A 23,852-nucleotide genomic window follows, 5' to 3' on the forward strand; every position below is an offset into this window, starting at 1 on the left:
CTCGTCGGGAAAGTGGCGCGGGAAGAACGCGCGGGCCTCGTCGAGCGACGCCGCGACCGCCTCCGGGGTCATCGGCCCCGAGTCGGGGATGTGCAGGTCGATGGCGCCGCCGCCACGGTGGTGCTGTAGCCGGCCCAGCTCGTAGATGCCGCCGCGCGCGTGCAGCGTCAGCCAGCTCTGCATGACCGGCCAGCCCTCGCGATGCATCCGTCGGTCGATCGCGAGGTTGCGGCCGAGGTCCGCGAGGGTCACCCATGACACGGCTTCGGCGATGCCGTGCTCGCGGTGGTAGCCCGTGACGACGCCGACCAGGGCCAGGTACGCGTACACGTAGAGATGCCGCCAGGCGGGGCCCCGTTCGCGCGGCAGCGCCGGCCCGGGTGACAACCAGCCGTAACCGCCGAGATCGGCGCGGACCAGGGCGATCGAGCGGTCGAGCAGCCAGCGCAGCTCCGGAGGCCACAGCGGGGAGCCGGGGTCGGGCCAGCCCGCCATGATCTCGGCGGCGTCGTCGGGCCGCACCGCGAGCCGGTCGAGGAGCGCGGGCGCGTCGGCCTTGGCGGGCAGCGGAGCCGACGGCAGGTCGCCGGCGAGCCGGTGCACGCGCTCGACGTCCTCGACGGGCACCCCGAGCCGGGCCGCGGTGTCGTTCAGATCCACGGGCACGACGCTACCGGCGGGTGGGTTCGCCGCAACAGGCCCGGCAGCCACGCCGCCGACGCCGGGAGATCGGGTTGCCGCAGGACGCGCACGATGTCGGCCGTGCACGCCCAAGGCGCCCCGAGTGGCACCGGACGGCCGACTATAGATTGATGTTTCTCGATACAATCAGGCCCCCTGTTCCGTCAGGAGGCTCTCATGCGGCACCACACCCACCAGCCCACCCGAGCCCTCGCGCTCGTCCTCGCCCTGACCCTCGGCCCGGCGATCGGTCCGGTCAGCGCGGCCCGAGCCGACCACACCGCCCGAGCCGGCCACACCGCGGCGAACACCCTCCGCGACAGCTTCGCGGCCCGGGGCCAACACATCGGCGCCGCCACGCTGGGAAACAAGCTCGGCGATCCCGCGTACACCGGCATCCTCGACCGGGAGTTCAACTCCGTCACGCCGGAAACCGAGCTGGAGTGGGACTCGGTCGAACCGCTCCAGGGACAGTTCGTCTTCACCCGTGCCGACCAGATCGTCGCGCACGCCAGGGCCAACGACATGGCGGTGCGCGGACGCAGCCTGATCGCGCCGTCGGGCGTCCACTCCGCCTGGTTCGCCAACCTGCGGAGCGCGACGAGCGTACGCGCGGCGATGAACCACCACATCACCAGCGTGCTGACCCACTACCGGGGGCAGATCCGCTCGTGGGGGGTGGTCACCGAGGCGTTCACCGAGACCGGCGCGGTGCGCCGCTCGCACTTCGAGACGTACCTGGGCCGCGACTTCATCGAGACGGCTTTCCGGACCGCGCGGGCCGCTGATCCCACCGCCACCCTCTGCTACAGCGACTTCACGATCGACGACTTCGACAAACCCAAGACCCAGGCCGTGTACGCGATGGTCCGGGACTTCAAGGCCCGCGGCGTGCCGATCGACTGCGTCGGTTTCCAGAGCCACTTCACCGCCACCTACCCGATGCCGGCCAACTACCAGCGCACGCTCGCCGAGTTCGCGGCGCTCGGCGTGGAGGTACAGGTCAGCGAGCTGGACGTGGCCGGCTCCGGCTACCCGCAGGCCGAGATCTACCGCAGGGTGGTGGTTGCCTGCCTCGCGACCTTGCGGTGCTCGGGGCTCACGGTCTGGGGCGTCCGGGACATCGACTCCTGGCGCAGCGGCGACACCCCGGTGCTGTTCGACGCGGCAGGCAACCCGAAGCCCGCCTACCACGCGGTGCTGTGCCCGATCTGACCGGCAAGCGGGTCAGAACGCGGCGCGCAGGTGCAACCTGTTGCCGTCGGCGTCGGCCAGCTCGAGCTGGTCGACGTCGAGGGCGAAGGCCACCTCGCCGTCCAGGACGTCGAAGAGGGCGATCTCCAGCCTGATGTCCGCCTCCGGGCACCTGCGTTTCGTGACACCCAGGCCGGTCACGAGGACGGTTCCCTCGCCCACCTCGGCCCCGCCGCCCAGCCAGTTGCAGGAGAGCCCGCCGGTCACCTCGCCACCGTGGAACACCAGGTGCGCGTGCACACCGGCGGGCACCGGTGCGGCACCCGGCCGGGAGGTCGACTCCAACAGCCAGTACGTGTCCGGCAGCGGCCGGTCGACTTCCGGCACGGCCACCAGCCGGATCTGCGTACCGTCGACCCGCAGCAGCAGTTCGTCACCGTCGCGGGTCCAGCCCGGGCCAGCGCCGAGGAACTGGCCCAGCCAGGTGTCCTGGGCACGCTGGTCAGGGCTGTACGGGAGATCGGTGGCGCGCTGGCCGGTGACGACCAGGCGGGCGCCCTCGACGCCGACCTGGCCGGAGATGAGGTTCCCACCGGCGTGGGCGCGCAGGCTGCCGTCGGCGATCCGCAGCCGAACCACCGTGCCGGGCAGCAGCGGGCGGGGCTGGCCGCCCTGGGTCACCGCCACCGACTGGAACGTGCGGCCCTCCTCGATCCCGGACCCGCCGCCGGGCAGCACTGCGGCGGCGCTGGCCGCCAACAGCCCCATTACAACGATGTTCGTCAATGTCGTCATGGCTCCATGATGCCTCGGACAGCGCCGTTGCGCCGGGCGGCAGCCCTTGCGCCGGGCCTACCCTGCTGCCCCCTCGGGCCAGCCGAGCAGCCGGGCGCCGAGCACGGCGGCGTGGAGCGTGAAACGTTGGGTGGGTTCGTTGGGGTGGTAGCCGGTCAGGTGGTGGATGCGGTCGAGGCGGTAGGTGACCGCGCGTACGGAGAGATGCATCTGCCGCGCGGTGGCGGTGTGGTTGCCCTGGTTGTCGAAGAGCACGGTGAGGGTGTCCAGGTAGGGCTGGGCTCCCCCGCGGGCGCCGGTGAGCGGGCCGAGGACGGTGGTGACCAAATCGGTGATGGCGTCTCGGTCGCGCAGTAGGACGGGGAAGACCAGCAGGTCGGCGGCGTTGAGCACGGGTGCGGTGAAGCCGAGTTTGCCAGCGTGGTCAAGGGCGTTGCGGGCCTCGTCGAGCGAGGCGACGAGGCCGTGCACGCCGGGGTGGGGGCGACCGACGGCCACCTGCCAGCCGTCGGGGCCGAGCTCGGTGAGGAGCAGGTGCGCCAGTTCCGCCCCGATGCCCCGTAGGCCCCCGGCGCTGATGCACACCAGGTCACCGTCGCGCAGGGTGGTGAGGGTGTTTCCCTCGCCGAACCGGGCAGCGAGCGCCACGTCGACGCGGTGGACGATGTCGGCGGTGAGGCGGGGCGCCCGGGCGGCCAGGACGGTGTGGGTGGCCGACAGGCGGATGCCGTAGCGGTGGGCGCGTTCGGCCAGCCTGCCGGGTTCCGCCCGGCCGGTGAGCAGGTCGTTGACGAATGCGGCCCGTTCGGTGCGGTGTCGAACCAGGTCGGCACGGGCTCGCTCGAGGTACCCGTCGAGGGCTGCCACCAACGCCGAATGCGCGGCGTCCAGGAGTGTCGCCGCGCGGGCGTGGACGGCGGTCGGGGTGTCGACGGGTTCGGGGGGCGACGTGCTCCAGCAGCGGCCGACGGCTCCGAACACGCCGTTGACGAGGTCGTGGGGATACAGGTCCTCGTCGGCGGCGCGGGCGCCCAGCCGGGCGGCAGCCTCGCCTCGCTGGTCGCCGGCCGGGGCACGCAGGAGTTCTTCGCAGCCTTGGGTCAGCCAGGCGCGATCGGCTCCGGGCTGTTCCTGCGGGGCGTGGTGGCGGCCGTGCCACGGGGGTCGACGGCCACCACCGGCTGCTTCAGACACCGACATCGCGGCGGTCGAACAGGAACACCCCGATGGCCGCGGTCACGGCGCCGACAGCCACGAGGGTGAGCAGTTGGGCCGGATGCCAGCCGGTGCGCAGCGGGTCGGTGCCGATGAAGTAGTGAAACGGCGAGAGCCAGCGCAGCCACTGCCAACCGTCGGACATGCCGCCGATGGCGTTGGCCAGGTAGGTGGTCACGGCGAGCACACCGGTGACCGCCATAACGGTGCCACGCGCTCCGGAGGCCGCGCCGGCGAGGAAGGTGATACCGGTGAAGCACCAGACCAGGGCGATCAGGCCGACTCCGGCTGCCGCGACATGGGACAGCGAAATGGCCATGCCCACGCGGGGGACAACGATCATCAGGAGAATCAGCGGAATGGCCGCGACGACCGTGATGGCGCTACCGGTCGCCGCGAGGCGCTGGGCGGCGAAGGCCACCCGCGACAACGGGTTGGCCAGCAGCAGCTCCATGCTCCCGTCCTCCTCCGGCCGGGCGATCGTGCGTGCGGTCAGCGTGATCGCGCACATGAGGACCAGCAGCGGCCCGGTCAGGCTGAAGATCGTCGCCTGTAGGTAGCCGGCTGGCGAGAGCATGTCGGCGATGCCGAGGAAGTCCAGCATTCCCTGAGGCAGGGCGGCCTGCTTCAGCTCCGCGGCGCCCTGGAACTGGCTGTAGAAGGAGGTGTAGATGACGGTGAAGAGGGCCACGCCGGTGGCCCAACCGATCAGCGCACGGCGGTCGTCGCGCCAGGTCTTACGCACCAGTGCGGGAAACATCGCCGGCTCCTTCTTCGCAGTGGTAGTAGAACGACAGGAACGTCTCTTCCAGGTCGGGCTCGGCCGACAGCATGTCCACGACGTCGTGCCGCGCCGCGGCCTTGATCAGGGGGTCGAGGCGACCATCCACCGTGCACCTGAGCACCGGCCCGGACACCACCACGTCACCGACCCCGGGCAGGACGGTGAACTCCGCCGGATCCACGGGATCACCGAAGTGGATCTCCACCGACCGGACGGCCCGCTTGCCGAGGGACTCCACCCGCTCGACCGCGGCCAGCCTGCCGTCGCGGACGATGGCGACCCGGTCGGCGGCGTGCTGCACCTCGGCGAGGACGTGGCTGGACATGAACACGGTCTGGCCGGCGTCCCGCGCCTCGCGGACCATGGCCAGGAACTCCTGCTGCATGAGCGGGTCCAAGCCGCTGGTCGGTTCGTCCAGGATCAGCAGGGCCGGTTGGTGCATGAACGCCTGCACCAAACCGACCTTCTGCTTGTTGCCCTTGCTCATGGTGCGTACCGGGCGGGACAGGTCCAGGTCGAGCCGCTCGGCCAGGTCGGTCACCCGCGACCACGCCACCCCACCCCGGGCATCGGCGAAAAAGCGCAGCAGGTCCTCGGCCTTCTCCCGACCGGGAAACGCCAGTTCGCCGGGGAGGTAGCCGATCTGCCGGTGCAGGACGGCCTTGTCCCGACGCGGGTCGAGCCCGAGCACGGTCGCACGCCCCCTCGTCGGCCGCAGGAAGTCCAGCAGCAGCCGGATGGTGGTCGTCTTCCCGGCGCCGTTGGGGCCGAGGAAGCCCATCACCTCCCCGGCGCGGACCTCGACGGTGAGACCCTCGATGCCGCGGCGTCGGCCGTAGAACTTCGTCAAGTCCTCGGCGAGCAGGGCGATGTCGCTTGTCATGGCCACATCGTGACGCTCACGCCGGCCCACCATCCAGAGCGGCACCCGGCCGAGTTCGGGCAGTATGCCCTGCCGAAACCCGGCAATCGCGGCCCCCGCCCGTCGACCGGGCCCCGGTCACCGAACGGGGCGGGCCTCGTGCCGATGAGCCAGGACAACGACCAGCTGTGCCCACTCAGTGGTTGTCGGGTGCCCGGGACAGGACGCGGGAAAGGGCGAGACTGGCGGTACGTACCGCCGGGGCGAGTCGCGCCGGCTGCAGCTGGTGCGCCGGCACCGAGATGGAGAGCGCGGCGACGATCTGGCCGTGCACCAGGACGGGTGAGGCCACGCAGGAGAGCCGTGGCGCCGCCTCCTGCCGGTCGTAGCCGACCCCGGAGTATCGGATCTGGGCCAGCTCGTCGGCGAGCCGCCCGGGGTCGGTGACCGAATGCGCGGTCAGTCGGGGCAGGGGCTGCGCCAGCACCTCGTCGATGAGGCCCTGCCCGGCGTACGCGAGCAGCACCTTGCCGACGCCGGTGCAGGTCAGGGGCAGGCGACCGCCCACCCGCGACGGCGTGTCGATGCCCGCGTGTCCGCGGATCTTGTCGGCGTAGATCACGTCGAGGCCGTCCCGAACGCCGAGGTGGATGGTCTCGTGGGTGGCCTCGTAGAGATCCTGCATGAACGGCAGCGCGGCCTCACGCAGTCGCAGCTTGACCGGCACGAGTTCGCCCAGCTCGAACAGCCCGATTCCGAGCAGGAACCCCGCCGGGGCGCGTTGCAGCAGCCCCAACGCGGTGAGTTGCTCGGCCAACCGGTGCACGGTGGCCTTCGGCAGGCCCGTACGCCGGGACAGCTCGGTCAGGCGCAGGGCCCCCTCCGACGGACGGAACGCGCGCAGCAGCCGCACGCCCCGGTCGAGAACGTTGCCGCGCGTGGGGCCCGGTCGGCCCGGCGGCACGGTCGTCGAGCGGTCGGCGTCAGCGTTTCCTGCACCGTTGTTCCGCTGCATGGAACACAAGGTTGCCAGCCGGCGGGCGCGGCGTCTACACCTGGTGACGTGACTCCCGGACTCCGGCTCGCTCCTCGACGACGTGGCCGTCCCGCCCAACGGAACGGTCGCGCCGGGCCGCCTCCCCATGCGGAGGTGGCGCTCGTCCCCGGCGCGGAACTGGACGGCCCACCGGAGTCGGTAACGGAGCTGCGGGAGACCGCCGCGGGTGTCGGTCAGATCGTGCTCAGCGGCGCCCTCGATCCGATGGTCCCGGTGGCACCCGGCGACCCGGTCGCCGCCGAGCCCTCCGGGCTGGGCGCGGTAGCCGTTCCGTTCCAGGCCAAGGAGTAGGAGACATGCCCAAGACGAAGGTCGCCATCATCGGCTCCGGGAACATCGGCACCGATCTGATGATCAAGATTCTGCGTGGGTCGGAGGCGATGGAGGTGGGTGCCTTCGTCGGCATCGACCCGAACTCCGACGGCCTGGCGCGGGCGGCGCGGCTCGGCGTGCCGGTCGTCTCGACCGGGGTGCGGGGGCTCGTCGACCACCCCGACTTCGGCGACATCCGGATCGTGTTCGACGCGACGTCGGCGCACGCCCACCTGGCCAACGACGCCGCCCTGCGGGCGGCCGACCTCACGCTCGTCGACCTGACACCGGCGGCCCTCGGCCCGTACGTGGTCCCGCCGGTCAACCTCGACGAGCACCTCGGCGCACGAAACCTCAACATGGTGACCTGCGGCGGCCAGGCGACCATCCCGATGGTCGCGGCGATCTCCTCGGTCGCCACCACGCACTACGCCGAGATCGTCGCGTCGATCTCGTCGCGCTCGGCCGGGCCCGGCACCCGGGCGAACATCGACGAGTTCACCGAGACCACCTCGCGGGCGATCGAGCAGGTCGGCAAGGTCCGGCGCGGCAAGGCGATCATCGTGTTGAATCCCGCCGAACCGCCGCTGGTCATGCGCAACACGGTGTTCTGCGTCGTCGACGACTGCGACCGCGACGCGGTCACGGCGGCCGTGCTTGCCATGGCCGAGCAGGTCAGGGCGTACGTGCCCGGGTACCGGCTCAAGCAGGACGTCCAGTTCCGGAGAATCACCGCGACCAGCCCGGAGTCCGATCTCGTCCCGCACGCCCCACCCGGGGACCGCTGGGTGGTGAGCGTGTTCCTGGAGGTGGAGGGGGCGGGGCACTACCTGCCCACGTACGCGGGCAACCTGGACATCATGACCTCCGCCGCGCGGCAGGTCGGCGAGCGACTGGCGACGGCGGTGACGGCCCGATGAGCACGGGGATCTACGTACAGGACGTCACCCTCCGCGACGGCATGCACGCCGTCCGGCACCGCTACACCCTCGACCACGTCCGGACCATCGCCGCGGCGCTGGACGCCGCCGGCGTGACCGCGATCGAGATCTCGCACGGCGACGGGCTGGCCGGCAGCAGCCTCAACTACGGCCCCGGGGCACACACCGACTGGGAGTGGATCGGGGCCGCCGCCGAGGTGGTGAAGCGGGCCACCCTCACCGGCCTCCTGCTGCCTGGCATCGGCACCGTGCACGAGCTGAGGAGGGCCTGGGACCACGGCATCCGCTCGATCCGCATCGCCACCCACTGCACCGAGGCCGACATCGCCAACCAGCACATCGCCGCCGCGCGGGAACTGGGCATGGACGTCTCGGGCTTCCTGATGATGTCGCACATGGCGCCGCCGAAGGTGCTCGCCGAGCAGGCGAGGATCATGGAGGCGGCGGGCGCGCACTGCGTCTACGTCACCGATTCCGGTGGCCGGTTGACCATGGACGGCGTCCGGGAACGCGTGCGCGCGTACCGCGACGTGCTCGCACCGGAGACCCAGATCGGCATCCACGCCCACCACAACCTGGGTCTCGGCGTGGCCAACTCGGTCGTCGCCGTGGAGGAGGGGGTGTGCCGGGTCGACGCGTCCCTGGCCGGCCAGGGCGCCGGCGCCGGGAACTGCCCGATCGAGGCGTTCGTCGCCGTCGCCGACCTCAACGGCTGGGCACACGGCTGCGATCTGTTCGCGCTCATGGACGCGGCCGACGACATCGTCCGTCCCCTGCAGGACCGCCCGGTACGCGTCGACCGCGAGACGCTGACCCTGGGGTACGCCGGCGTCTACTCCAGCTTCCTGCGCCACGCCGAGACCGCCGCCGCCGAGTACGGCCTCGACACCCGCAGCATCCTCGTCGAGGTGGGTCGCCGGCAGTTGGTCGGCGGCCAGGAGGACATGATCGTCGACATCGCGCTCGACCTGCGACGGCAACGGCCCGCGCAGTCGTAGCGCCGGAACCCATCCTCACCTCAGCCGCTCAGCTTGGCGCGGGTCCGTTGTCGACCAGCCGGAACCGGGCGGTCACGACCGCGTCGCCGGCCTCCTCGAGGATCAGCCCGCGGGTCCGTGAGTTCTGCAGGTACGCCGAGTGGCTGCTGATCGCGTACGCCGACCCGCCGTCGCGGACGACGGTGAACTGCTGCCTCGGTTCGTCCTGCGCGCAGGGGGCCGCCTCGACCCGCAGCGGCTGGCTGCCCGACGACCGGACCTCCCAGCAGGTGTCGGTCAGGCCGGCGCCGGGCTCGGCGGTGCGGATCTGGTACGTGTCGGGCCCCTGGGGCGCAAACACGAACAGCTGGCGTCCCTCGTCGCCGTCGACCTCCGCCAGCCGGCCGTCGTCGAGCAACGACAGCCCGCCTGCCGAAGCCGCCACCCGCACGACGGTGACCTGACGCCGCCCGGACAGCAGCGGATCGCCGCTCGGAGGGCCGGCGGACGGGCTGGACGATCCGGTGGGCGGATTGGACGTGCCGCCGGTCAAGCCGGGTGATGGGCGCGTTGGCCCGGGTGACGCGACCAGGCCGGAGGTCGGGCCCGCCGGGCCGACCGGGATGGTGTGCGGCGTACCGCCGACGCGGGCCAGCGCGACACCCGCGCCGAGCGCGACGACAGCGAGGGCAGCAAGCGAGACCGAGGCCGCCCGTCGACGCCGGCGTCGGGCATCGCCGCGTCGCCGGACGTCGGCGGCGGAAGGGATTCTCCCCTGCCCGCCCTGCCCCGCCAGCGCCCGCAGGGCGTCGCCGAGTTGGTTGTCAGAACTCATGACCGCGCCCTTTCGTCCACGCCGTGGTAATCCGATTCGGTCAGGCGCGCGGCGAGGGCCCGACGGCCCCGGGCCAACCGCGTCTTGACGGTGTTCTCGTTGGTGCCGACCTCCGCCGCGATCTCGGCCACGCTCAGCCCGACCAGGTGGTGCAGCACCACGGCTCGGCGTTGCTCGGTGGAGATGTGCCGCAGCGCGGCCACGATCGCGACATGGTCGACCGAAATGGCGTCGACGCGCTGTTCGGTCGCCTCCTGGCGGTGGGCACGCATCCGGTTGACGGTCTTGCGCCACGCACTCACCGCCACCCGGTACGCCACCCGGCGTACCCACGCCTCCGGGCTGTCGAGTCCCCGCACCGCGGCCCAGCGGTCCCATGCCCGGGCGTACGCCTCCGCCACCGCGTCCTCGGCCTCGGCCCGGTTGCCGACCATCGCGTACAGATGTCCCAGCACCCGGTGGGCGGACGCGGAGTAGAAGGCGTCGAACTCCGCAGCGTCACGCATCGGTCAAAGTCTCCACCCGACTCCGTCGATTCTGAGAATTGCGTTCTTCAGCGCAACGCCGACGGCCCGGCCGGGATCTGCCGGCCGGGCCCTCGACGGGGTCACCTGCGGCGCGGGGCCGGTCCGGCGTCGTTGAACCGGAAGCTGCTGACCGGCGGGGCGTCGCCCAGTTCCTCCAGGATCAGCCCGGAACGCGCGGAGTCGCGCAGGTACGCCCACCGGTTGCTGATCAGATACTCGCGGGGACCTCCGGCGGGAACGGCCGCGACCACGAACCGCTGAGCCGGGTCGTCCGCCCGGCAGGCGGCGCCGCGCACGAACAACGGCTGGCTGTCTCCCGGGTTGTGCGCCTGCCAGCAGACGGGCTTCCCGGTGCCGCCGCCGTAGTAGGCCTTGATCAGGTATTCCCCCGAGCCCAGTGGGGTCGGCACGAACACCTGCCGGCCACGGTCGTCGTCCACCTCGGTCAGCCGCCCGCCGTCGAGCAGCGACAGCCCCGACTCGAACGAACCCACCCGTACGATCGTGATCCGGCGCTTGCCCGACAGGACCGGGTCCGCGCTCGACTTCGCCGGGTGGTCATCCGCCGCCGTGGCACCGGACGACCGCACCTCGGCCACCGGCGCCGTCTCGCCCGCCGCGGCTTCACCTGCGGACGCCGACGGCACTCCGTAGACCACCGCGGCGGCACCGATCAGCGCCACCAGACCCGCCCCAGTCAGCCACCTACGCACCAACACAATTCCTCCCAGCCGCTCGACGTCGATGCCGAGGCCAGCAGCCTTGCCGGCTGGCGGTCCTCGGTCGACTCATCCTCATGACGCACGAGGTGGGCAGGTGGTTTCAGCACATCGCGACTCATTCGACGGCCATCCCGGCTCAACTCTTCTCCCCACATCAGCGGCGGGCCACCAATGCCGGCTCGAAGACGAGTTCGACCGGCTCCGCGGGACGCGCGTGTCGATCAGCCGGTGACGCGTCGGCCGTCGCGGGCCACGATCCTGCCGCCGATCATGACGATCCGTACCCGGGTCAGACCGCCGACAGCCCGCACCACGGCCCCCTGCCGTCCACACCCCAGGCGGACCCGGTCCGGGGCCAGCGAGTAGCCCTGGTAGCGCTTGTAGCCGTTGACGGTCGCGTGGTGAACGCCGCCGCCGCGCCGGCACGGCGCAGGAGACCCTCCAGGTAGGCCCGGCCGGCGACCGACAGGGGACCTACGTCGTCCGCCGTGGTGGCCCGCTGGTTCACGCGCCGACCACAAGCTCGTCGGCAGGCCCCGCGAGGCGGGACCTGCCGATCGATAGTGTTGAACGATGTGCTGAGCTGCGGGGCTTGGACTGACGTCGGGCCAGGCCGTTTCGCGAATGTCGCGACACCCGGGCTGGCCCTACGTCACGCCTTCTAGCGTCGCAGGGTCAGCAGGCCCGGTCGGTACGGCCAGTGGCCGTAGTCGCCGCCGGAGTTGGGGGAACGCCCCTGGTAGAGCAGTTGGAGGTTGCAGGGGTCGACGGTCATGGTCTGGTCGGCGCTGGTACGCAGCAGTTCACCGTGGCTGATGTCGTTGGTCCAGGTGGCGCCGCTGTTGGCCTTGCCGGCGAAGGGGTTGCTCTCCGTCGCGGCCTGCGGGGTCCACGAGCCGTCCAGGCTGGTGGCCGTGAACGAGCGGAAGTAGCGGCCCTGCGCGCCGCGCGCCTCGACGATCATCAGGTACCGGTTCTGGCCCTGGAGCTTGTAGACCTGAGGCGCCTCGAACAGGTTGTCCGCCGTGTCACTCATGATGGTGGTGTACGACGAGCCGAAGCTGCCCGGGAAGTTCCCGATGGGCATGCTGGCCCGGTAGATCTTGCCGTTGTCCCCGGCGAAGAACAGGTACATGTTCCGGTCGTCACCGATGACGGCCTGGTCGATGGGGCCCGTGCTGGAGCCGGTGATGCTGCCGGAGAACAGCGTCTGCGGCGCGGACCACCCGTTGGGGTTGGTGGGGTCGTTCGACGTGCGGTAGGAGAACGCGGGCCCGCCCCACTGGTAGGCGAGCACCCAGATGCCCTTCGGGGCGTGGTAGAACAGCGACGGCGCGACCGCGCGGGAGGACATCGCGTTCTGGCTGGCCGTGGCCATCTCCGACCAGTTCGTGAACAGACCGAAGTTCATCGACCCCCAGGTCGTCCCGGTGTCGTGGGTCGTCGCGTACACCAGCTGCTTGCCGTTGTAGGGAGCGACCGTGAAGTCCTTGAGCGACACCCAGCCCGGCTTCGGTTGCGCCAGCACACCCGTGGACGACCACCGGTACGTCGACGGAAGGTTGCACGAGCCCGGCGGCGGGGTCGTGGGATTGGTTCCACCGACCCGGACCAACTGCCACTGCTGGTTCGTGCCGTTCCAGTCGGCGTACTGGACGATGTTGGCACCGTCGGTGGTAGCGGCACCCTGGACCTCGATGGCCTTACCGCTGTTGCGGTTGATCAGCTGAATGTAGCCGTCGATGTCCTGGATGCTGAACTGCTGGTTGGCGGCGTTGAGGTCGGTCCACTGCACGATCGACCCACCGTCGGCGGTCGACCAGTTGTGGACGTCGAGGACCTTCCCGGACAGCCTCGACTTCAGCCGGTAGTAGCCGCCGCCGGAGTCGACGAACTGCCACTGCTGCTGAGTCCCGTCGTTACGGGTCCACTGGGTGATCCGGGCTCCATCGCTGGTGGCCAGGTTGTACACGTCGAGCGCTTTGCCGCTGTTGCGGTTGACCAGCACATACGAGGCACTGGTGTCGATAGTGGCCGCAGCGGCCTCCGTCGCGGTGGCCGCGACCACGATGCCGCCGCCCAGAGCCGTCAAGATCGCGGTGGCGGCCGGCAGCAGCCATCGGCGACGCCGGCGGGCGGGATGGCGAGGAGCCGGGGCAGGGTTGTCACCCGGGAGATGCATGGGGGTGCTCCTTATAAGGACGGGTGGAGGTTCTCAGGGAGTGGTCCCTGCGAGGTGCAGTGCGGTGAGGGTGATGGGTGGTGGTGGATGGTGGTGGTGCCGCCGAGGGCCTCGGTGGCATAGACGACAGGCCTGATGTCGACCCCGGCTCTGTTGACCCCGGCTCGCCGGGCTATGTGAGCGTTAACATAACTAGGCTCACGTCGGGCACTTTTCACAGCAGGCAAGGTGAGGTGGTGAATAATATTCAGGTTCGGCGATGTTACCAAAACGTTTCGGGGGGATCAAGGGGCTCCTCGCCCGCCGCCCGGGACGCGCTGCCGGGCAGGCCGGGGCCGACGTGCCAACTCGACCCGCTTCCACACCGAGTCGGCAGGGGAACCAGTCGCCACCCGCCGTGATCAGCGACTCGCGGGACGGCCGCCTCGCCCGCTTCTCAAGCCCTTCGCCGCGAAGCGCGAGGCGGAAACGCCAACATCAAGGGCTGGCCAGGGCCCAGTTTCCTTCCGGCCGCCGTCCCGCCAAAGCACAACGAGCGGTCCATCGGATGCTCGCGAACACGGCCCGCGACGGCCCTCGCTGGTGGAGCTTTCTCATCGACGGCGGCGCGGAGGCCGGGCGCGCTCGGTCAGCGCAGCCCGGCGAACAGGTCGTCCTCGGGTGTCGGCGCATCGGTGATGTCGCGGACCCGGACGAAGGTCTCCACGCCCATCAGCTCGGTGAACCGTTCCCGGCCAAGTTGGAGGAAGAAGATGCTCTCGGCCTGGCTGGCGTGCGTAGCCAACGATTCGAACTTCTGCGCGCCGTAGCCTCTCGTGTCCACCCAGGTGGTGACCTCCTCGTCGGGCAGGCCGAGCTGCGGCATCTCCTGCCCGCCCGGCTCGGGAAACTCGACGCCGATCTCCTGCATGACGCGGCCCAACTCCTGGAACGCGCTGTGCGGCACGGTGGTCCAGTACACCTTTGCGGGAATGTTCGTCTGCTCGACGGCGGCCATGGTGATGCGGTGCGCCTGGATGTGGTCCGGATGGCCGTAGAAGCCGTTCTCGTCGTACGTGACGACGACGTCGGGCCGATACCGCCGGATCAACTCGGCCAGCCGGTCGGCCGCCTCCGCCACCGGCGTGTTCCAGAACGCGGTGGGCGCGTCGTTGGTCGCCCAGCCCATCATGCCCGAGTCGGCATAGTCGAGCGTCTCCAGGTGCGTGACCCGCAACGCCTCGCAACTGGCCGCCAACTCGGCCCGGCGCATCGCTGCCACGGCCTGCGGATCGTGCCCCGGGGCGCCCGGCTTGACCCCGCCGGGCCCGTCGCCGCACCCACCGTCCGTGCAGGTCACGAGCACCGTCGTGATCCCCTCCGCCGCGTACCGGGCGAGGATGCCGCCGGTGCTGATCGCCTCGTCGTCGGGGTGCGCGTGCACCACCATCAAGGTCAGAGATCGCTCAGCCACCCCACCACAATACGGGGACGTTCGGCCCACTAGCATTGCCGCGGTCCTGGACGGCTGCTGAAACGAGGCGAGATGCGTTGGCTGCGGCAGTTGCTGAGTAGCAGGCGGGTCCAACTCGATCCGGGGCGGCAGCAGGCGCTGCTGCGGGACCTCCGGCACCGGTACGGCGCGGACTCGCGGGCCCGGTTTCCCGAACAGGTCGAGGCGATAACCCGGATGCTGAACGACGACGACGGCCTGGTGGTGGCGGCCCGGATCGTGAGCGAGACCGCCGACGAGGCCCACGCGGACCTACAGGCCCAGGCTCACGACGTACACCGACGCACGGGCCGGCGACTCCTGGTGCACCGCCGAAACTACCGGCCGCTGTGGAAGGAGGCCGGACCGGCGCTGCGGTGGCCGCTGTTCGCGCTGCCGAGCGGCCTGCACCCCTACGCGCAGCTGACCGCAGCCGTCGCGGTGGTCGGCAGCCGGGCGTCCAGGCTCGGCCGGGCGACCGACCCGTACCCGCTCCTGACCCGCGTGTTCGAGGTGCTCGACCTCACCACCGCCGGCTGGGAGTACGGCCGGGTGCGGGTGGACACCGATGCCGCCGCCCTGGCCGATCGACTGATCTCGGCCGCCGGGCAGATCCTCGCGACCGTCGACGACCCGCCCCGGCTGCCGCCACCGGTGCGCGAGCTGATGCGCCGCAACAACACTCTCGACGTTCACGATCCGACCGGTCCAACGGTGGTCAGCGCGATCAATCTGGGCGCGAGAATGCGGGAGTCTTTCCTGGTCTGAGCCACCGCGGCGGGCCTGACCAACGTCCCGTCACGGACGACGGACCTTCCGGGTACCGTGGTGTGCCTTCCACTCCTCGACCGGGGTGAGCGGGACGAGCTCGGGCCGCTCCACCACCGTGGTCAGCTCGATCCGCCGGCCCTCGGCTGCCGCACGGAGCAGGGTGGTCATCGTGTCGAGCACGTGCAGCCCGACGTCGCCGCCCGCGCGCGGGGGACGCTGACCGTCGCCGGTGACGTCGTCGATCAGACCGATACCCCGGGAACCGTCCACGTAGCCCGCCCGCGGTGCGACAACGCGCCATCCGTTGCCGCCGAGCGCGAACAGGCGAACCTCACCGTCGAAGTAGTTCGGATCGGGTACGGCGAGTGTCCCGGTCTCCCCGTGTACCTCGATCGGCGCGGCCGTCGTCGCGACGCCGTCGAAGGTCGTCGTGATGGTGGAGAGGGCGCCGCTGGCGTGCTCGAGCACGCCGGTCACGTGGGTGTCCACCTGCACCGGGATCCGGTGGCCCAGGCGCGGGCCCGAGCCGATGACGCGCTCGGCGCGCAGCCGGCTGGCGGATCCGCTCACCGCACGCACCGGCCCGAGCAGGTGGATGAGCGCCGAGATGTAGTACGGCCCCATGTCCAGCAACGGGCCACCGCCCGGGGCGTAGTAGAAGTCGGGGTGGGGATGCCAGCGCTCGTGCCCTGGGGTGACCATGACGGCCGAGGCGGACAGCGGACGCCCGATCAGCCCACCGTCGATCGCCGCCCGCGCCGTCTGCGTACCCGTACCCAGGACGGTGTCCGGCGCGCACCCCACGCGGACGCCGGCCGATGCGGCCCGATCGATGATCGAACGGCCGTCCGGGAACGCCACGGCGAGCGGCTTCTCGACGTATACGCTCTTACCCGCGTCGATCGCGCCGAGTGAGATCTCGGCGTGCGCCGCAGGGATCGTCAGGTTGAGCACCGTCTGCACGTCTGGGCGGTCGAACAGGTGCTCGACGCTCAACGCCTCGGCACCGGGAATCATGGCGGCGACCGCAGCAGACCGGGAGGCGTCGAGGTCGGCCACTGCCACGATGCTCACCGCAGGGTGGTTCGCGAGCGTATCCAGGTACGCGCGGGAGATGACCCCGAGACCTACTACGCCGACGCGGTGCGGGTCGCCCACATCATCCCCCTCTCGATGACGGTACGGACGCATGGGTGCTCCAACACGTCAAGACTGTGCCCCGGAGTCGTCACGACAACGCGCCCGGCACCCCATTGTCGGGTCCAGATCGCCGGCGAGGTGACCGGCCGGTGCCATGGCTGCCAGGCCCGGGTGGGGTGGGTGGTGGTGGCCAGAACGTCGATCAGGTCGTCGTGCAGCACCCAGTACTGCTCGGTGACCAGCTCGATGTCCGCGATTCCCGCAGTGATCGGATGCTCCCGGCCGAGGTCGGTGATGGTTATCGTGTGTGGCAGGAAGTTGTCCTCCGCCCCACCGCTACGCTCGCACGGCTCCCGACCCGGATGGGTCGCGAACTGGCCGCCCACCAGGTGCAGGTAGTCGGATGACGCGCGGAACGAGTCCACGATGCCGCCGTGCCAGCCGGTGAAGCCCGTCCCGGCGACGACCGCCGCGCTGAGGCCCGCCGCCTGCTCCGAAGTGATCTGCGACATCGTCACGCACTGCACGACGAGGTCGGTCTCGGCCATTTCGACGGCATCGGCGTAGATCTCCGTCGACTCCTCGATCCGTACCGCGTAGCCGTTGCGTTCGAGAAACGGGATGAACAACTCCGTCGCCTGGACCGGCTGGTGTCCCTCCCACCCGCCCCGAACCACCAATGCTCTCCGCTGCGCCACACTCGCTCCCTTCCCCGGTCTGGTAAATCGGTGCCCGCCGCCAGTGTCCGGCTCAGACCGCCCGGATGTCCTCCTCGATCCGCTTCGCGGCAGCCAGCAGCGGCGAGAGCAGATCCCGACGGATCATCTCGAAGGACCCTCGGGTGGCGTGCGCGGAGACGTTCACCGCCGCGATCACCGACCCGTTCTCGCCGTGGATCGGCGCGGCCAGGGAACGCAGCCCCTCCTCCAACTCCTGGTCCACGATCGCGTACCCCTGGGCGGCGACCTTCGTCAGGATGGTGCGCAGCTTCGCCGGGTCGGTGACGGTGCGCCGGGTCAACGGCCGCAGCTCCGCCTTGGCGAGGTAGCCGTCCAACCAGTCCGCTGGTTGCGCGGCGAGCAGCACCCGTCCCATGGACGTGGCGTACGCGGGGAACCGGGTGCCGACGCTGATCCCCACCGTCATGATCCGTTTGGTGGGAACACGGGCGACGTAGACCACCTCGCCGCCGTCGAGCACCGACACCGAGCAGGACTCGTGCACCTGCGCGACCAGCGCCTCCATGTGCCGCTGCGCGACCTCGGGCAGGCTCAGGCCCGACAGGTACGCGTAGCCGAGCTCAAGAATCCGCGCCCGCAGCGAGAAGAGCCGGCCGTCGGTGTGCACGTAGCCCAGCTCGACCAGGGTGAGCAGGAACCGGCGGGCCGCGGCCCGGCTCAGCCCGGTCCTCCTGGCCACCTCACTGAGTGTGAGCTGCGGATGTTCGGCGTCGAACGCCCGGATCACCGCGAGTCCGCGCTCCAGCGACTGAACGAACTCCGGCGACCTCGCCGCCCTCCTCGCTCGCGCTCACCCAGCCTCCTGCCGCAGGGCCTCCCGGGCCACCTTGAACGCCCGGTTAGCCGCCGGTACGCCAGCGTAGACGCCGACCTGGAGCAGGACCTCCGCCACCTCCTGCGGGCTCAGTCCGTTGCGCAGCGCGGCTCGGGCATGCATCGCCAACTCCTCGTCGTGGTGCAGGGTGGCGAGCACGGCGAGGGTCACGCAACTACGGGTGCGCCGGTCGAGGCCCGGCCGGCTCCACACCTCCCCCCACGCGTAGCGGGTGATGAAGTCCTGGAAGTCGGCGGTGAACTCGTCCGTGCCGGCGATCGCGCGTTCGACGTGCGCCTCCCCCAGCACCTGCCGGCGTACCGTCATGCCCGCGTCGTGCCGCTCGCGGTCGTTCATCCGTCACCCGGTTCCTCGTCGAAGTGTTCCCGCAGGAGTCGGCACACCCGCTCGGGTTGCTCGACGTTGGCCAGGTGCGCCGCCGCACCGACCACGGCCAGCCGGGCCCCGGGGATCCGCCCGGCGATCTGGCGGGCGTGCTCCACCGGGGTGGCCGGGTCGTCCGCTCCCGCGACGACCAGCGTGGGCGCGCCGACCCGGCCGAGGTCGCCGCGGAGGTCCATCGCGGCGATCGCCTCGCAGCACCCGGCGTAGCCGGCCGGAGACGTCGCGGTCAGCATGGCGCGGTAGCCGGCGACCACGTCCGGCCGGGTCGCGGCGAAGGCCGGAGTGAACCAGCGGGCCACCACCGCGTCGGCGATCGCCGGCAGGCCGGCGGCCCGTACGGTCGCCGCCCGCTCCCGCCACTGCTCGGGCGGGCCGAGCGACGCCGACGTGCAGAGCAGCGCCAGCCGCCGCACCCGGTCGGGCGCGTGCGCGGCGAGCCACATACCGACCATGCCGCCGAGGGACAGCCCCGCGTAGTGGACCCACGGCAGGTCGAGGGCGTCCAGCGTCCGCAGCAGCTCCCGGCCCAGCAGATCCAGCGTGTACGGCCCGGCCGGCACCGCCGAGCGGCCGTGGCCCAGGTGGTCGTACCGGATGACGCGGAACCGTTCCGCGAGCGCCGGGACCTGGGGCTCCCACATCGCGCAGGAGGTGCCGAGGGAGCTGCCGAGCAGCAGCACCGGCGCGTCGGCCGGGCCGTCGACGGCGAGATGCAACCGGGTGGTCACCCGCCCGCTCCCCGGACGGAGGCCAGGGCGCGGTCGACGAACCGGCCGGCCGAGCCGAGCCAGCGGTACGGGTCGAGCGCCTCGTCGATCTCCGCCTCGGACAGGTGGGCGCGGATCTCGGGGTCGGCGAGCAGGGCGGCGCGGAACGAGGGTTCGGCGACGGCACGGGTGACCAGGTCGTGTGCGGTGCCGCGACCGACGGCGGGCGCCAACCGCGCGGCGACGGCCTCGGCGAGCACGAGGCCGCCGGTCGCGTCGAGGTTCTCCCGCATCCGCTCCGGACGGACCTGCAACCCGGCCAGCATCCGGGCGCACCGGGCGGCGGCGCCGCCGGCCAGGTGCAGCAGGTCGAGCAGGGGCTCCCACTCGGCATGCCAGGCGCCTGCGGCCCGCTCGTGCTCCTGCACGGCCGCGGCGAACAGGGTGGCGACGAGACCCGGACCGCGTCGCGCCGCAGCGCCGATCAGGATCGAGTCCACCGGGTTGCGCTTGTGCGGCATGGCCGAGGAGTCGCCCCGCCCGGTGCCGCCCTCGGCGACCTCGCCGATCTCGGTCTGGGCGAGCAGCCCGACGTCGAGCGCGACCTTGCCGGCAGCCGCGAGAAGCCCACCGAGGGCTGCGGCCAGATCGAGCCGGGGTTGCCGGCGGGTGTGCCAGGGCAGCGGACTGGCGGGCAGGCCCAGGTGCGCCGCGAACCGCTCGGCGACCTCCGGGCCGGTCGGGCCGAACGCGGCCAGGGTGCCGACCGCGCCGCCGAGTTGCGCGGGCTGCGCGGCGCCCGCCTGCCGCAGCCGGTGGCGGGCCTCGACCAGGCCGATCAGCCAGCCTGCCGCCTTGAGCCCGAACGTGGTGGGTGCCGCCTGCTGCCCGAGGGTCCGGGCGACCAGCACCGTGTTCCGGTGGGCGTCGGCGAGCCGGGCGGCGGCATCGACGGCGGCGTCGAGGTGACGCAGCAGCGGCCCGGACGCCCGCACGGCCACCAGGACCAGCGCGGTGTCCAGGATGTCCTGGCTGGTCGCTCCGACATGCACCCAGGGCCGGGCGTGCTCCGGCACGGCGGCGGTCAGCTCACGCACGAGTGGGACGACCGGGTTGCCGGCGGCGTCGGCCGCCCGGCCGAGCGCCGCCGGGTCGTACCGCTCGGCGTGGCACTGCGCGACGATCGCGGCGGCCGCCGGTGCGGGCAGGACGCCGGCGTCCGCCGCGGCCTGGGCGAGCGCGGCCTCCACGTCGAGCATCGCCCGCAGCAGGGCCGGGTCGCCGAGTTCCGCGTCGACGTCCGGGACGCCGGAGAGGCCGCCGAGCAGGCCGTCAGACGGCGAAGAAGACAGTCTCACGGTCACCCTGCAGGCGGATGTCGAAGTGGAGCCCGTCCGGCGCGGGACTCGCCAGCAGCGTGTCGCGACGATCGGCGTTGACGCCGCACAGCACGGGGTCGACGGCGTTCGCCTCCTGCTCGTCGGGGAAGTAGAGCCGGGTGACCAGGCGGTGCAGCAGCCCCCGCCCGAAGACCGACAGGGTCAGGTGGGGGGCCTCGGTGCCGCCGTCCGGGTCGGGCAGCGAACCCGGCTTGACGGTCAGCAGCCGGTAGCACCCCTGCCCGTCGGTCTCGCTGCGCCCGAAGCCGCGAAAACCCGCGAGCGCGGGCGGCCGGGCCCCGCGCGGGTCGTCCGGATGGTCGAACCGGCCGTCCGGGTCGGCCTGCCAGCTCTCCACGATCGCGTCGACCACCGGCGCTCCGGTGCCGTCGACGATCCGGCCGCGGATCCAGAACGCGCCCGGCGTGCCCTCGGGTACGACGTACGGGCCGTCGGGCCAGCGCAGGCCGATGTGCAGGTACGGCCCGACCGTCTGCGCGGGGGTGACGCCCAGCGGCTCACTCATCGTCGTCCTCGTCCTCGAAGGGAGTGCTCTCCCGGCCCCGCAGCACGATGTCGAACTCGTACGCCAGCGCCCACTCCGGCACCGTATTGGCGTGGTCGTACCGGGCGATCAACCGCTGCCGGGCGTTCGGGTCGCGGACCGACTGGAAGATCGGGTCCTGGACGAAGAGCGGGTCACCGGGAAAGTACATCTGCGTCACCAGCCGCTGGGTGAACGCGCGGCCGAAGAGGGAGAAGTGGATGTGCGCCGGCCGCCAGGCGTTGTCGTGGTTGCGCCAGGGGTAGGCGCCGGGCTGCACGGTGATGAACCGGTAACGCCCATGGTCGTCGGTGAGCACCCGGCCCACCCCGTCGAAGTGGGGGTCGAGCGGCGCGGCCCAGGTGTCGCTCGCGTGGCGGTATCGTCCGGCGGCGTTGGCCTGCCAGATCTCGACCAGCGTGCGGGGTACCGGTCGGCCGTCGCCGTCACGGACCCGGCCGTGCACGATGATCCGCTGTCCCTGCGGTTCCCCGTCGTGTTGGCGGGTCAGGTCGTGGTCGAGGTCGCCGAGCCGCCCCTCACCCAGCAGCGGCCCGGTGATCTCGGTCAGCCGCTGCGGCAGGTGGGTCAGCGGTTGCTGCGGCGCCCGCGCCACGGTCGACCGGTAGCCGGGACTGAGCAGGGGTGGGTGGGCGTCGACGTCGTCGCGCCGGTACCGCGGCAGGATCAGGCCGCTGCCGGCCTGGTGGACGTCCTGGGTCATGGTCGCCTCCCGTCAGGCTTTCGGCACACCGCCGGCCACCGGCCGACCGGGGTGCGGATCGCGGCGGGCCCTCGCGCGCCGCCGGGGGCGGTGCGGCCCGCTCCGGACCGTGTCAGGGAGGTGGCCGTCGCGGCTCACCGCGGCCCCCGTGCTTCGTGGCCTCCAGCGCCCGCAGCACCGCGAGTTCCCGGGCCGTCGGCGGCTCACCCGTGGTCAGCCGCTCGGCGACGGCGAGGTCCCAGGCGGTGGCCGCCCGTGCCTGCTCCGGCGTCACGCCGGGGTGCAGGCGGGTCAGCGTTAGTTCACAGGTGACCGGATCGGGTTCGAGGACCCCGAGGTCGGTGATCACCAGTCGGGGACCTCCACCCCGCAGGCCGAGCCGCTCCCGCTCGCCGGGACCCGACCCGTACCCGACCGAGGTGACGAAGTCGACCCGTTCGGTGAACGTCCGGGGATTCTGTCGGACGATCACCACGACCTCGCCGCAGGAGGCGGCGATCTCCGGGGCGCCACCGGCGCCGGGCAGCCGTACCTTCGGCGCGTCGTAGTCGCCTCCGACGACCGTGGTGTTGATGTTGCCGTACCGGTCGAGCTGCGCGGCGCCGAGGAAGCCCACGTCGATCCGGCCGGGTTGGAGCCAGTAGTTGAACACCTCGGGCACCGACACCACCGCGTCGGCCGTGTCGGCGAGGATCCCGTCCCCGATGGACAGCGGAAGCCGGTCCGGCTTCGCGCCGAGGCAGCCGGACTCGTAGATGAGCACCAGGTTCGGGGCGTGGGTGGCCCGGGCGAGGTTCGCCGCGGTGCTGGGCAACCCGATCCCGACGAAGCAGGCGACGCCGTCGCGCAGTTGCCGCGCGGCGGCGACGGTCATCATCTCGTCCGCGGTCCAGTCCGCCATCGCGTTCGTCTCGCTCACGCCGCGGTGCCTGATGGTTCGCTCACTGCGCTCGCTCACGCCACCGCTCCGGCCCGGTACACGTGCTGGTCCAGCCAGGCACGGAAGGTGTCGCGGTGCCGGCTCACGGCGTCCCAGGCCCGGTAGAAGTCGTTGTCCCGGACCGAGTAGCCCTGGGCATAGGAGGGGTGCGCGCCACCGGGCACCTCGGCCACCGCGCTGACCGCCCATCCGGGCAGGACGACCTGCCCGGGTACCGGCTCCAGCTCGTCCACGATCTCCTCGACGGTGACCAGTGACCGGTGCGCGGCGAGCACCGCCTCCTTCTGCACCCCGGTGATACCCCATATCTGCACATTACCGGCCCGGTCGGCGCGTTGCGCGTGCACCACGGTCACGTCGGGACGCAGGGCGGGAACGGCGGTGAGGGTCTCTCCGGTGAAGGGGCAGGTGATGGGCCGGATGTTGGTGGTGTGCCGGGGCAGGTCGGTGCCGGTGTAGCCGCGCAGGACGGCGAACGGCAGCCCGGACGCCCCGGCCACATAGCGGTTCGCCATGCCCGCGTGGCTGTGCTCCTCCAGTTCGAGCGGACGCGGCCAGGCGTGCTGCACGGCGTCCCGGAAGCGGTGCAGCGACCCCACACCCGGGTTGCCGCCCCAGGAGAAGACCAGGCGACGGGCACATCCCGCGCCGATGAGCTGGTCGTAGACGACATCTGGCGTCATCCGCACCAGGGTCAGCTCCTGTCGTCGCTGACGGATGATCTCGTGACCGGCGGCGAACGGGATGAGGTGAGTGAACCCTTCCAGGGCCACCACGTCACCGTCATGGACCAGGTCCGCCACGCCGTCGGCCAGCGAGACGAGCTTCGCCATGAGCCTCCCCGCCTGCTACGCCAACCTCTGACCTCGCCGGCCGTTCGCCATGCGGACCGCCGTACACATTTCGAACGTACGACCGGAGGGCGGCATCCGTCAACGACGACGGGTTCGTCCGGCCCGACGCGCGGCGTCCGGCGCCTGCAAAGGTGCGGGCCATGCGTTGACGCGAGCCGGACTACGTGCCAACGTTCAACAAGAGAACATCCGTTCGGTCAGCGAACAGTCCGGAGATCCTTTCCGAGCGGAAGCCCGCCACGCCCGGTCCCCCGGGAACACCCCCGCCGTCCCCCCGCT

The 23,852-nt window shown here is 71.6% G+C and carries 25 protein-coding genes and 1 pseudogene; 5 read left to right on the forward strand and 21 right to left on the reverse strand.

Translation table 11 applies throughout. The features are described 5' to 3' along the window. A partial coding sequence (locus MCAG_RS03655; protein WP_036372205.1) for an acyltransferase domain-containing protein occupies window positions 1–660 on the reverse strand: 660 nt, incomplete at its 3' end. Window positions 661–858: 198 nt separating this feature from the next. On the opposite strand from MCAG_RS03655, the gene MCAG_RS03660 reads away from it, so the two are divergent. Then, window positions 859–1,896: an endo-1,4-beta-xylanase gene (locus MCAG_RS03660; RefSeq protein WP_007071624.1), complete on the forward strand. Its 1,038-nt coding sequence runs from the start codon at window positions 859–861 to the stop codon at window positions 1,894–1,896. Window positions 1,897–1,908: 12 nt separating this feature from the next. Here MCAG_RS03660 and MCAG_RS03665 read toward each other — a convergent pair whose 3' ends face one another. The 5 genes from MCAG_RS03665 to MCAG_RS03685 form a co-directional block, all read right to left on the reverse strand. Beyond that, on the reverse strand, window positions 1,909–2,670 hold the full coding sequence (locus tag MCAG_RS03665) for an META domain-containing protein (RefSeq protein WP_007071625.1): 762 nt from the start codon (window positions 2,668–2,670) through the stop codon (window positions 1,909–1,911). Window positions 2,671–2,727: 57 nt separating this feature from the next. Beyond that, window positions 2,728–3,870 carry a CdaR family transcriptional regulator gene (locus MCAG_RS03670; protein WP_007071626.1) on the reverse strand — a complete coding sequence of 381 codons (1,143 nt, stop codon included), beginning with the start codon at window positions 3,868–3,870 and terminating at the stop codon, window positions 2,728–2,730. After that, entirely contained in the window at window positions 3,857–4,645 is a 789-nt protein-coding gene (locus tag MCAG_RS03675; protein ID WP_007071627.1) for an ABC transporter permease subunit, read from the reverse strand. The genes MCAG_RS03670 and MCAG_RS03675 overlap by 14 nt, the downstream gene beginning before the upstream one ends. Next, window positions 4,623–5,552 carry an ABC transporter ATP-binding protein gene (locus MCAG_RS03680; RefSeq protein ID WP_036372211.1) on the reverse strand — a complete coding sequence of 310 codons (930 nt, stop codon included), beginning with the start codon at window positions 5,550–5,552 and terminating at the stop codon, window positions 4,623–4,625. Before MCAG_RS03680 ends, MCAG_RS03675 begins: the two co-directional genes overlap by 23 nt. Window positions 5,553–5,727: 175 nt before the next feature. Then, window positions 5,728–6,546, reverse strand: a complete 819-nt coding sequence (locus tag MCAG_RS03685) for an IclR family transcriptional regulator (RefSeq protein ID WP_083802177.1) — start codon at window positions 6,544–6,546, stop codon at window positions 5,728–5,730. Between the two features lie 135 nt (window positions 6,547–6,681). Between MCAG_RS03685 and MCAG_RS33370 the strand changes: the two genes are divergently transcribed. The 3 genes from MCAG_RS33370 to dmpG are packed head-to-tail and all read left to right on the forward strand — an operon-like array spanning window position 6,682 to window position 8,839. Continuing rightward, window positions 6,682–6,879: a hypothetical protein gene (locus MCAG_RS33370; RefSeq protein WP_036372214.1), complete on the forward strand. Its 198-nt coding sequence runs from the start codon at window positions 6,682–6,684 to the stop codon at window positions 6,877–6,879. A 5-nt stretch (window positions 6,880–6,884) separates the two neighbouring features. Then, complete coding sequence (locus MCAG_RS03695; protein ID WP_007071630.1) at window positions 6,885–7,820, forward strand: acetaldehyde dehydrogenase (acetylating); 936 nt, start codon at window positions 6,885–6,887, stop codon at window positions 7,818–7,820. Next, window positions 7,817–8,839, forward strand: a complete 1,023-nt coding sequence (dmpG, locus tag MCAG_RS03700; RefSeq protein ID WP_007071631.1) for a 4-hydroxy-2-oxovalerate aldolase — start codon at window positions 7,817–7,819, stop codon at window positions 8,837–8,839. The genes MCAG_RS03695 and dmpG overlap by 4 nt, the downstream gene beginning before the upstream one ends. A gap of 28 nt (window positions 8,840–8,867) precedes the next feature. Here dmpG and MCAG_RS03705 read toward each other — a convergent pair whose 3' ends face one another. The 5 genes from MCAG_RS03705 to MCAG_RS03725 form a co-directional block, all read right to left on the reverse strand. After that, complete coding sequence (locus tag MCAG_RS03705; RefSeq protein WP_007071632.1) at window positions 8,868–9,653, reverse strand: RICIN domain-containing protein; 786 nt, start codon at window positions 9,651–9,653, stop codon at window positions 8,868–8,870. Continuing rightward, window positions 9,650–10,159, reverse strand: coding sequence for a sigma-70 family RNA polymerase sigma factor (locus MCAG_RS03710; RefSeq protein ID WP_007071633.1), 510 nt, complete (start codon window positions 10,157–10,159; stop codon window positions 9,650–9,652). The genes MCAG_RS03705 and MCAG_RS03710 overlap by 4 nt, the downstream gene beginning before the upstream one ends. A 101-nt stretch (window positions 10,160–10,260) precedes the next feature. Continuing rightward, window positions 10,261–10,893 (reverse strand): hypothetical protein, encoded by a 633-nt coding sequence (locus MCAG_RS03715; RefSeq protein WP_232290064.1) that lies wholly within the window; start codon window positions 10,891–10,893, stop codon window positions 10,261–10,263. A gap of 670 nt (window positions 10,894–11,563) precedes the next feature. Further along, window positions 11,564–13,084 (reverse strand): non-reducing end alpha-L-arabinofuranosidase family hydrolase, encoded by a 1,521-nt coding sequence (locus tag MCAG_RS03720; RefSeq protein ID WP_083802178.1) that lies wholly within the window; start codon window positions 13,082–13,084, stop codon window positions 11,564–11,566. A gap of 628 nt (window positions 13,085–13,712) precedes the next feature. Next, window positions 13,713–14,537 (reverse strand): PIG-L family deacetylase, encoded by an 825-nt coding sequence (locus MCAG_RS03725; RefSeq protein ID WP_007071636.1) that lies wholly within the window; start codon window positions 14,535–14,537, stop codon window positions 13,713–13,715. Between the two features lie 72 nt (window positions 14,538–14,609). Between MCAG_RS03725 and MCAG_RS03730 the strand changes: the two genes are divergently transcribed. Further along, window positions 14,610–15,323, forward strand: coding sequence for a hypothetical protein (locus tag MCAG_RS03730; RefSeq protein ID WP_036372217.1), 714 nt, complete (start codon window positions 14,610–14,612; stop codon window positions 15,321–15,323). 30 nt (window positions 15,324–15,353) lie between these two features. Here MCAG_RS03730 and MCAG_RS03735 read toward each other — a convergent pair whose 3' ends face one another. The 10 genes and pseudogenes from MCAG_RS03735 to MCAG_RS03780 form a co-directional block, all read right to left on the reverse strand. Beyond that, window positions 15,354–16,517: a Gfo/Idh/MocA family protein gene (locus MCAG_RS03735; RefSeq protein ID WP_232290065.1), complete on the reverse strand. Its 1,164-nt coding sequence runs from the start codon at window positions 16,515–16,517 to the stop codon at window positions 15,354–15,356. Next, complete coding sequence (locus tag MCAG_RS03740) at window positions 16,457–17,164, reverse strand: ThuA domain-containing protein (protein WP_007071638.1); 708 nt, start codon at window positions 17,162–17,164, stop codon at window positions 16,457–16,459. Before MCAG_RS03740 ends, MCAG_RS03735 begins: the two co-directional genes overlap by 61 nt. A gap of 52 nt (window positions 17,165–17,216) precedes the next feature. Next, a pseudogene (locus MCAG_RS03745) lies at window positions 17,217–17,957 on the reverse strand (IclR family transcriptional regulator C-terminal domain-containing protein); the annotation flags it as partial. Window positions 17,958–17,996: 39 nt separating this feature from the next. Further along, window positions 17,997–18,377: a 4-carboxymuconolactone decarboxylase gene (gene pcaC, locus MCAG_RS03750; RefSeq protein ID WP_036372223.1), complete on the reverse strand. Its 381-nt coding sequence runs from the start codon at window positions 18,375–18,377 to the stop codon at window positions 17,997–17,999. Then, window positions 18,374–19,153 (reverse strand): 3-oxoadipate enol-lactonase, encoded by a 780-nt coding sequence (pcaD, locus tag MCAG_RS03755; protein ID WP_036372226.1) that lies wholly within the window; start codon window positions 19,151–19,153, stop codon window positions 18,374–18,376. The genes pcaC and pcaD overlap by 4 nt, the downstream gene beginning before the upstream one ends. Beyond that, window positions 19,150–20,490 carry a 3-carboxy-cis,cis-muconate cycloisomerase gene (gene pcaB / locus MCAG_RS03760; RefSeq protein ID WP_232290066.1) on the reverse strand — a complete coding sequence of 447 codons (1,341 nt, stop codon included), beginning with the start codon at window positions 20,488–20,490 and terminating at the stop codon, window positions 19,150–19,152. The genes pcaD and pcaB overlap by 4 nt, the downstream gene beginning before the upstream one ends. Further along, complete coding sequence (gene pcaG, locus MCAG_RS03765) at window positions 20,465–21,037, reverse strand: protocatechuate 3,4-dioxygenase subunit alpha (RefSeq protein ID WP_007071642.1); 573 nt, start codon at window positions 21,035–21,037, stop codon at window positions 20,465–20,467. The genes pcaB and pcaG overlap by 26 nt, the downstream gene beginning before the upstream one ends. Beyond that, on the reverse strand, window positions 21,030–21,779 hold the full coding sequence (pcaH, locus tag MCAG_RS03770) for a protocatechuate 3,4-dioxygenase subunit beta (RefSeq protein ID WP_036372228.1): 750 nt from the start codon (window positions 21,777–21,779) through the stop codon (window positions 21,030–21,032). The genes pcaG and pcaH overlap by 8 nt, the downstream gene beginning before the upstream one ends. Before the next feature lie 112 nt (window positions 21,780–21,891). Continuing rightward, entirely contained in the window at window positions 21,892–22,680 is a 789-nt protein-coding gene (locus MCAG_RS03775) for a 3-oxoadipate--succinyl-CoA transferase (protein WP_036372231.1), read from the reverse strand. A 53-nt stretch (window positions 22,681–22,733) separates the two neighbouring features. Continuing rightward, window positions 22,734–23,552 (reverse strand): CoA transferase subunit A, encoded by an 819-nt coding sequence (locus tag MCAG_RS03780; RefSeq protein ID WP_007071645.1) that lies wholly within the window; start codon window positions 23,550–23,552, stop codon window positions 22,734–22,736. Window positions 23,553–23,852 lie beyond the last annotated feature (300 nt).

The sequence above is a fragment of the Micromonospora sp. ATCC 39149 genome (assembly GCF_000158815.1).
In the GTDB taxonomy this organism is placed as follows: domain Bacteria; phylum Actinomycetota; class Actinomycetes; order Mycobacteriales; family Micromonosporaceae; genus Micromonospora.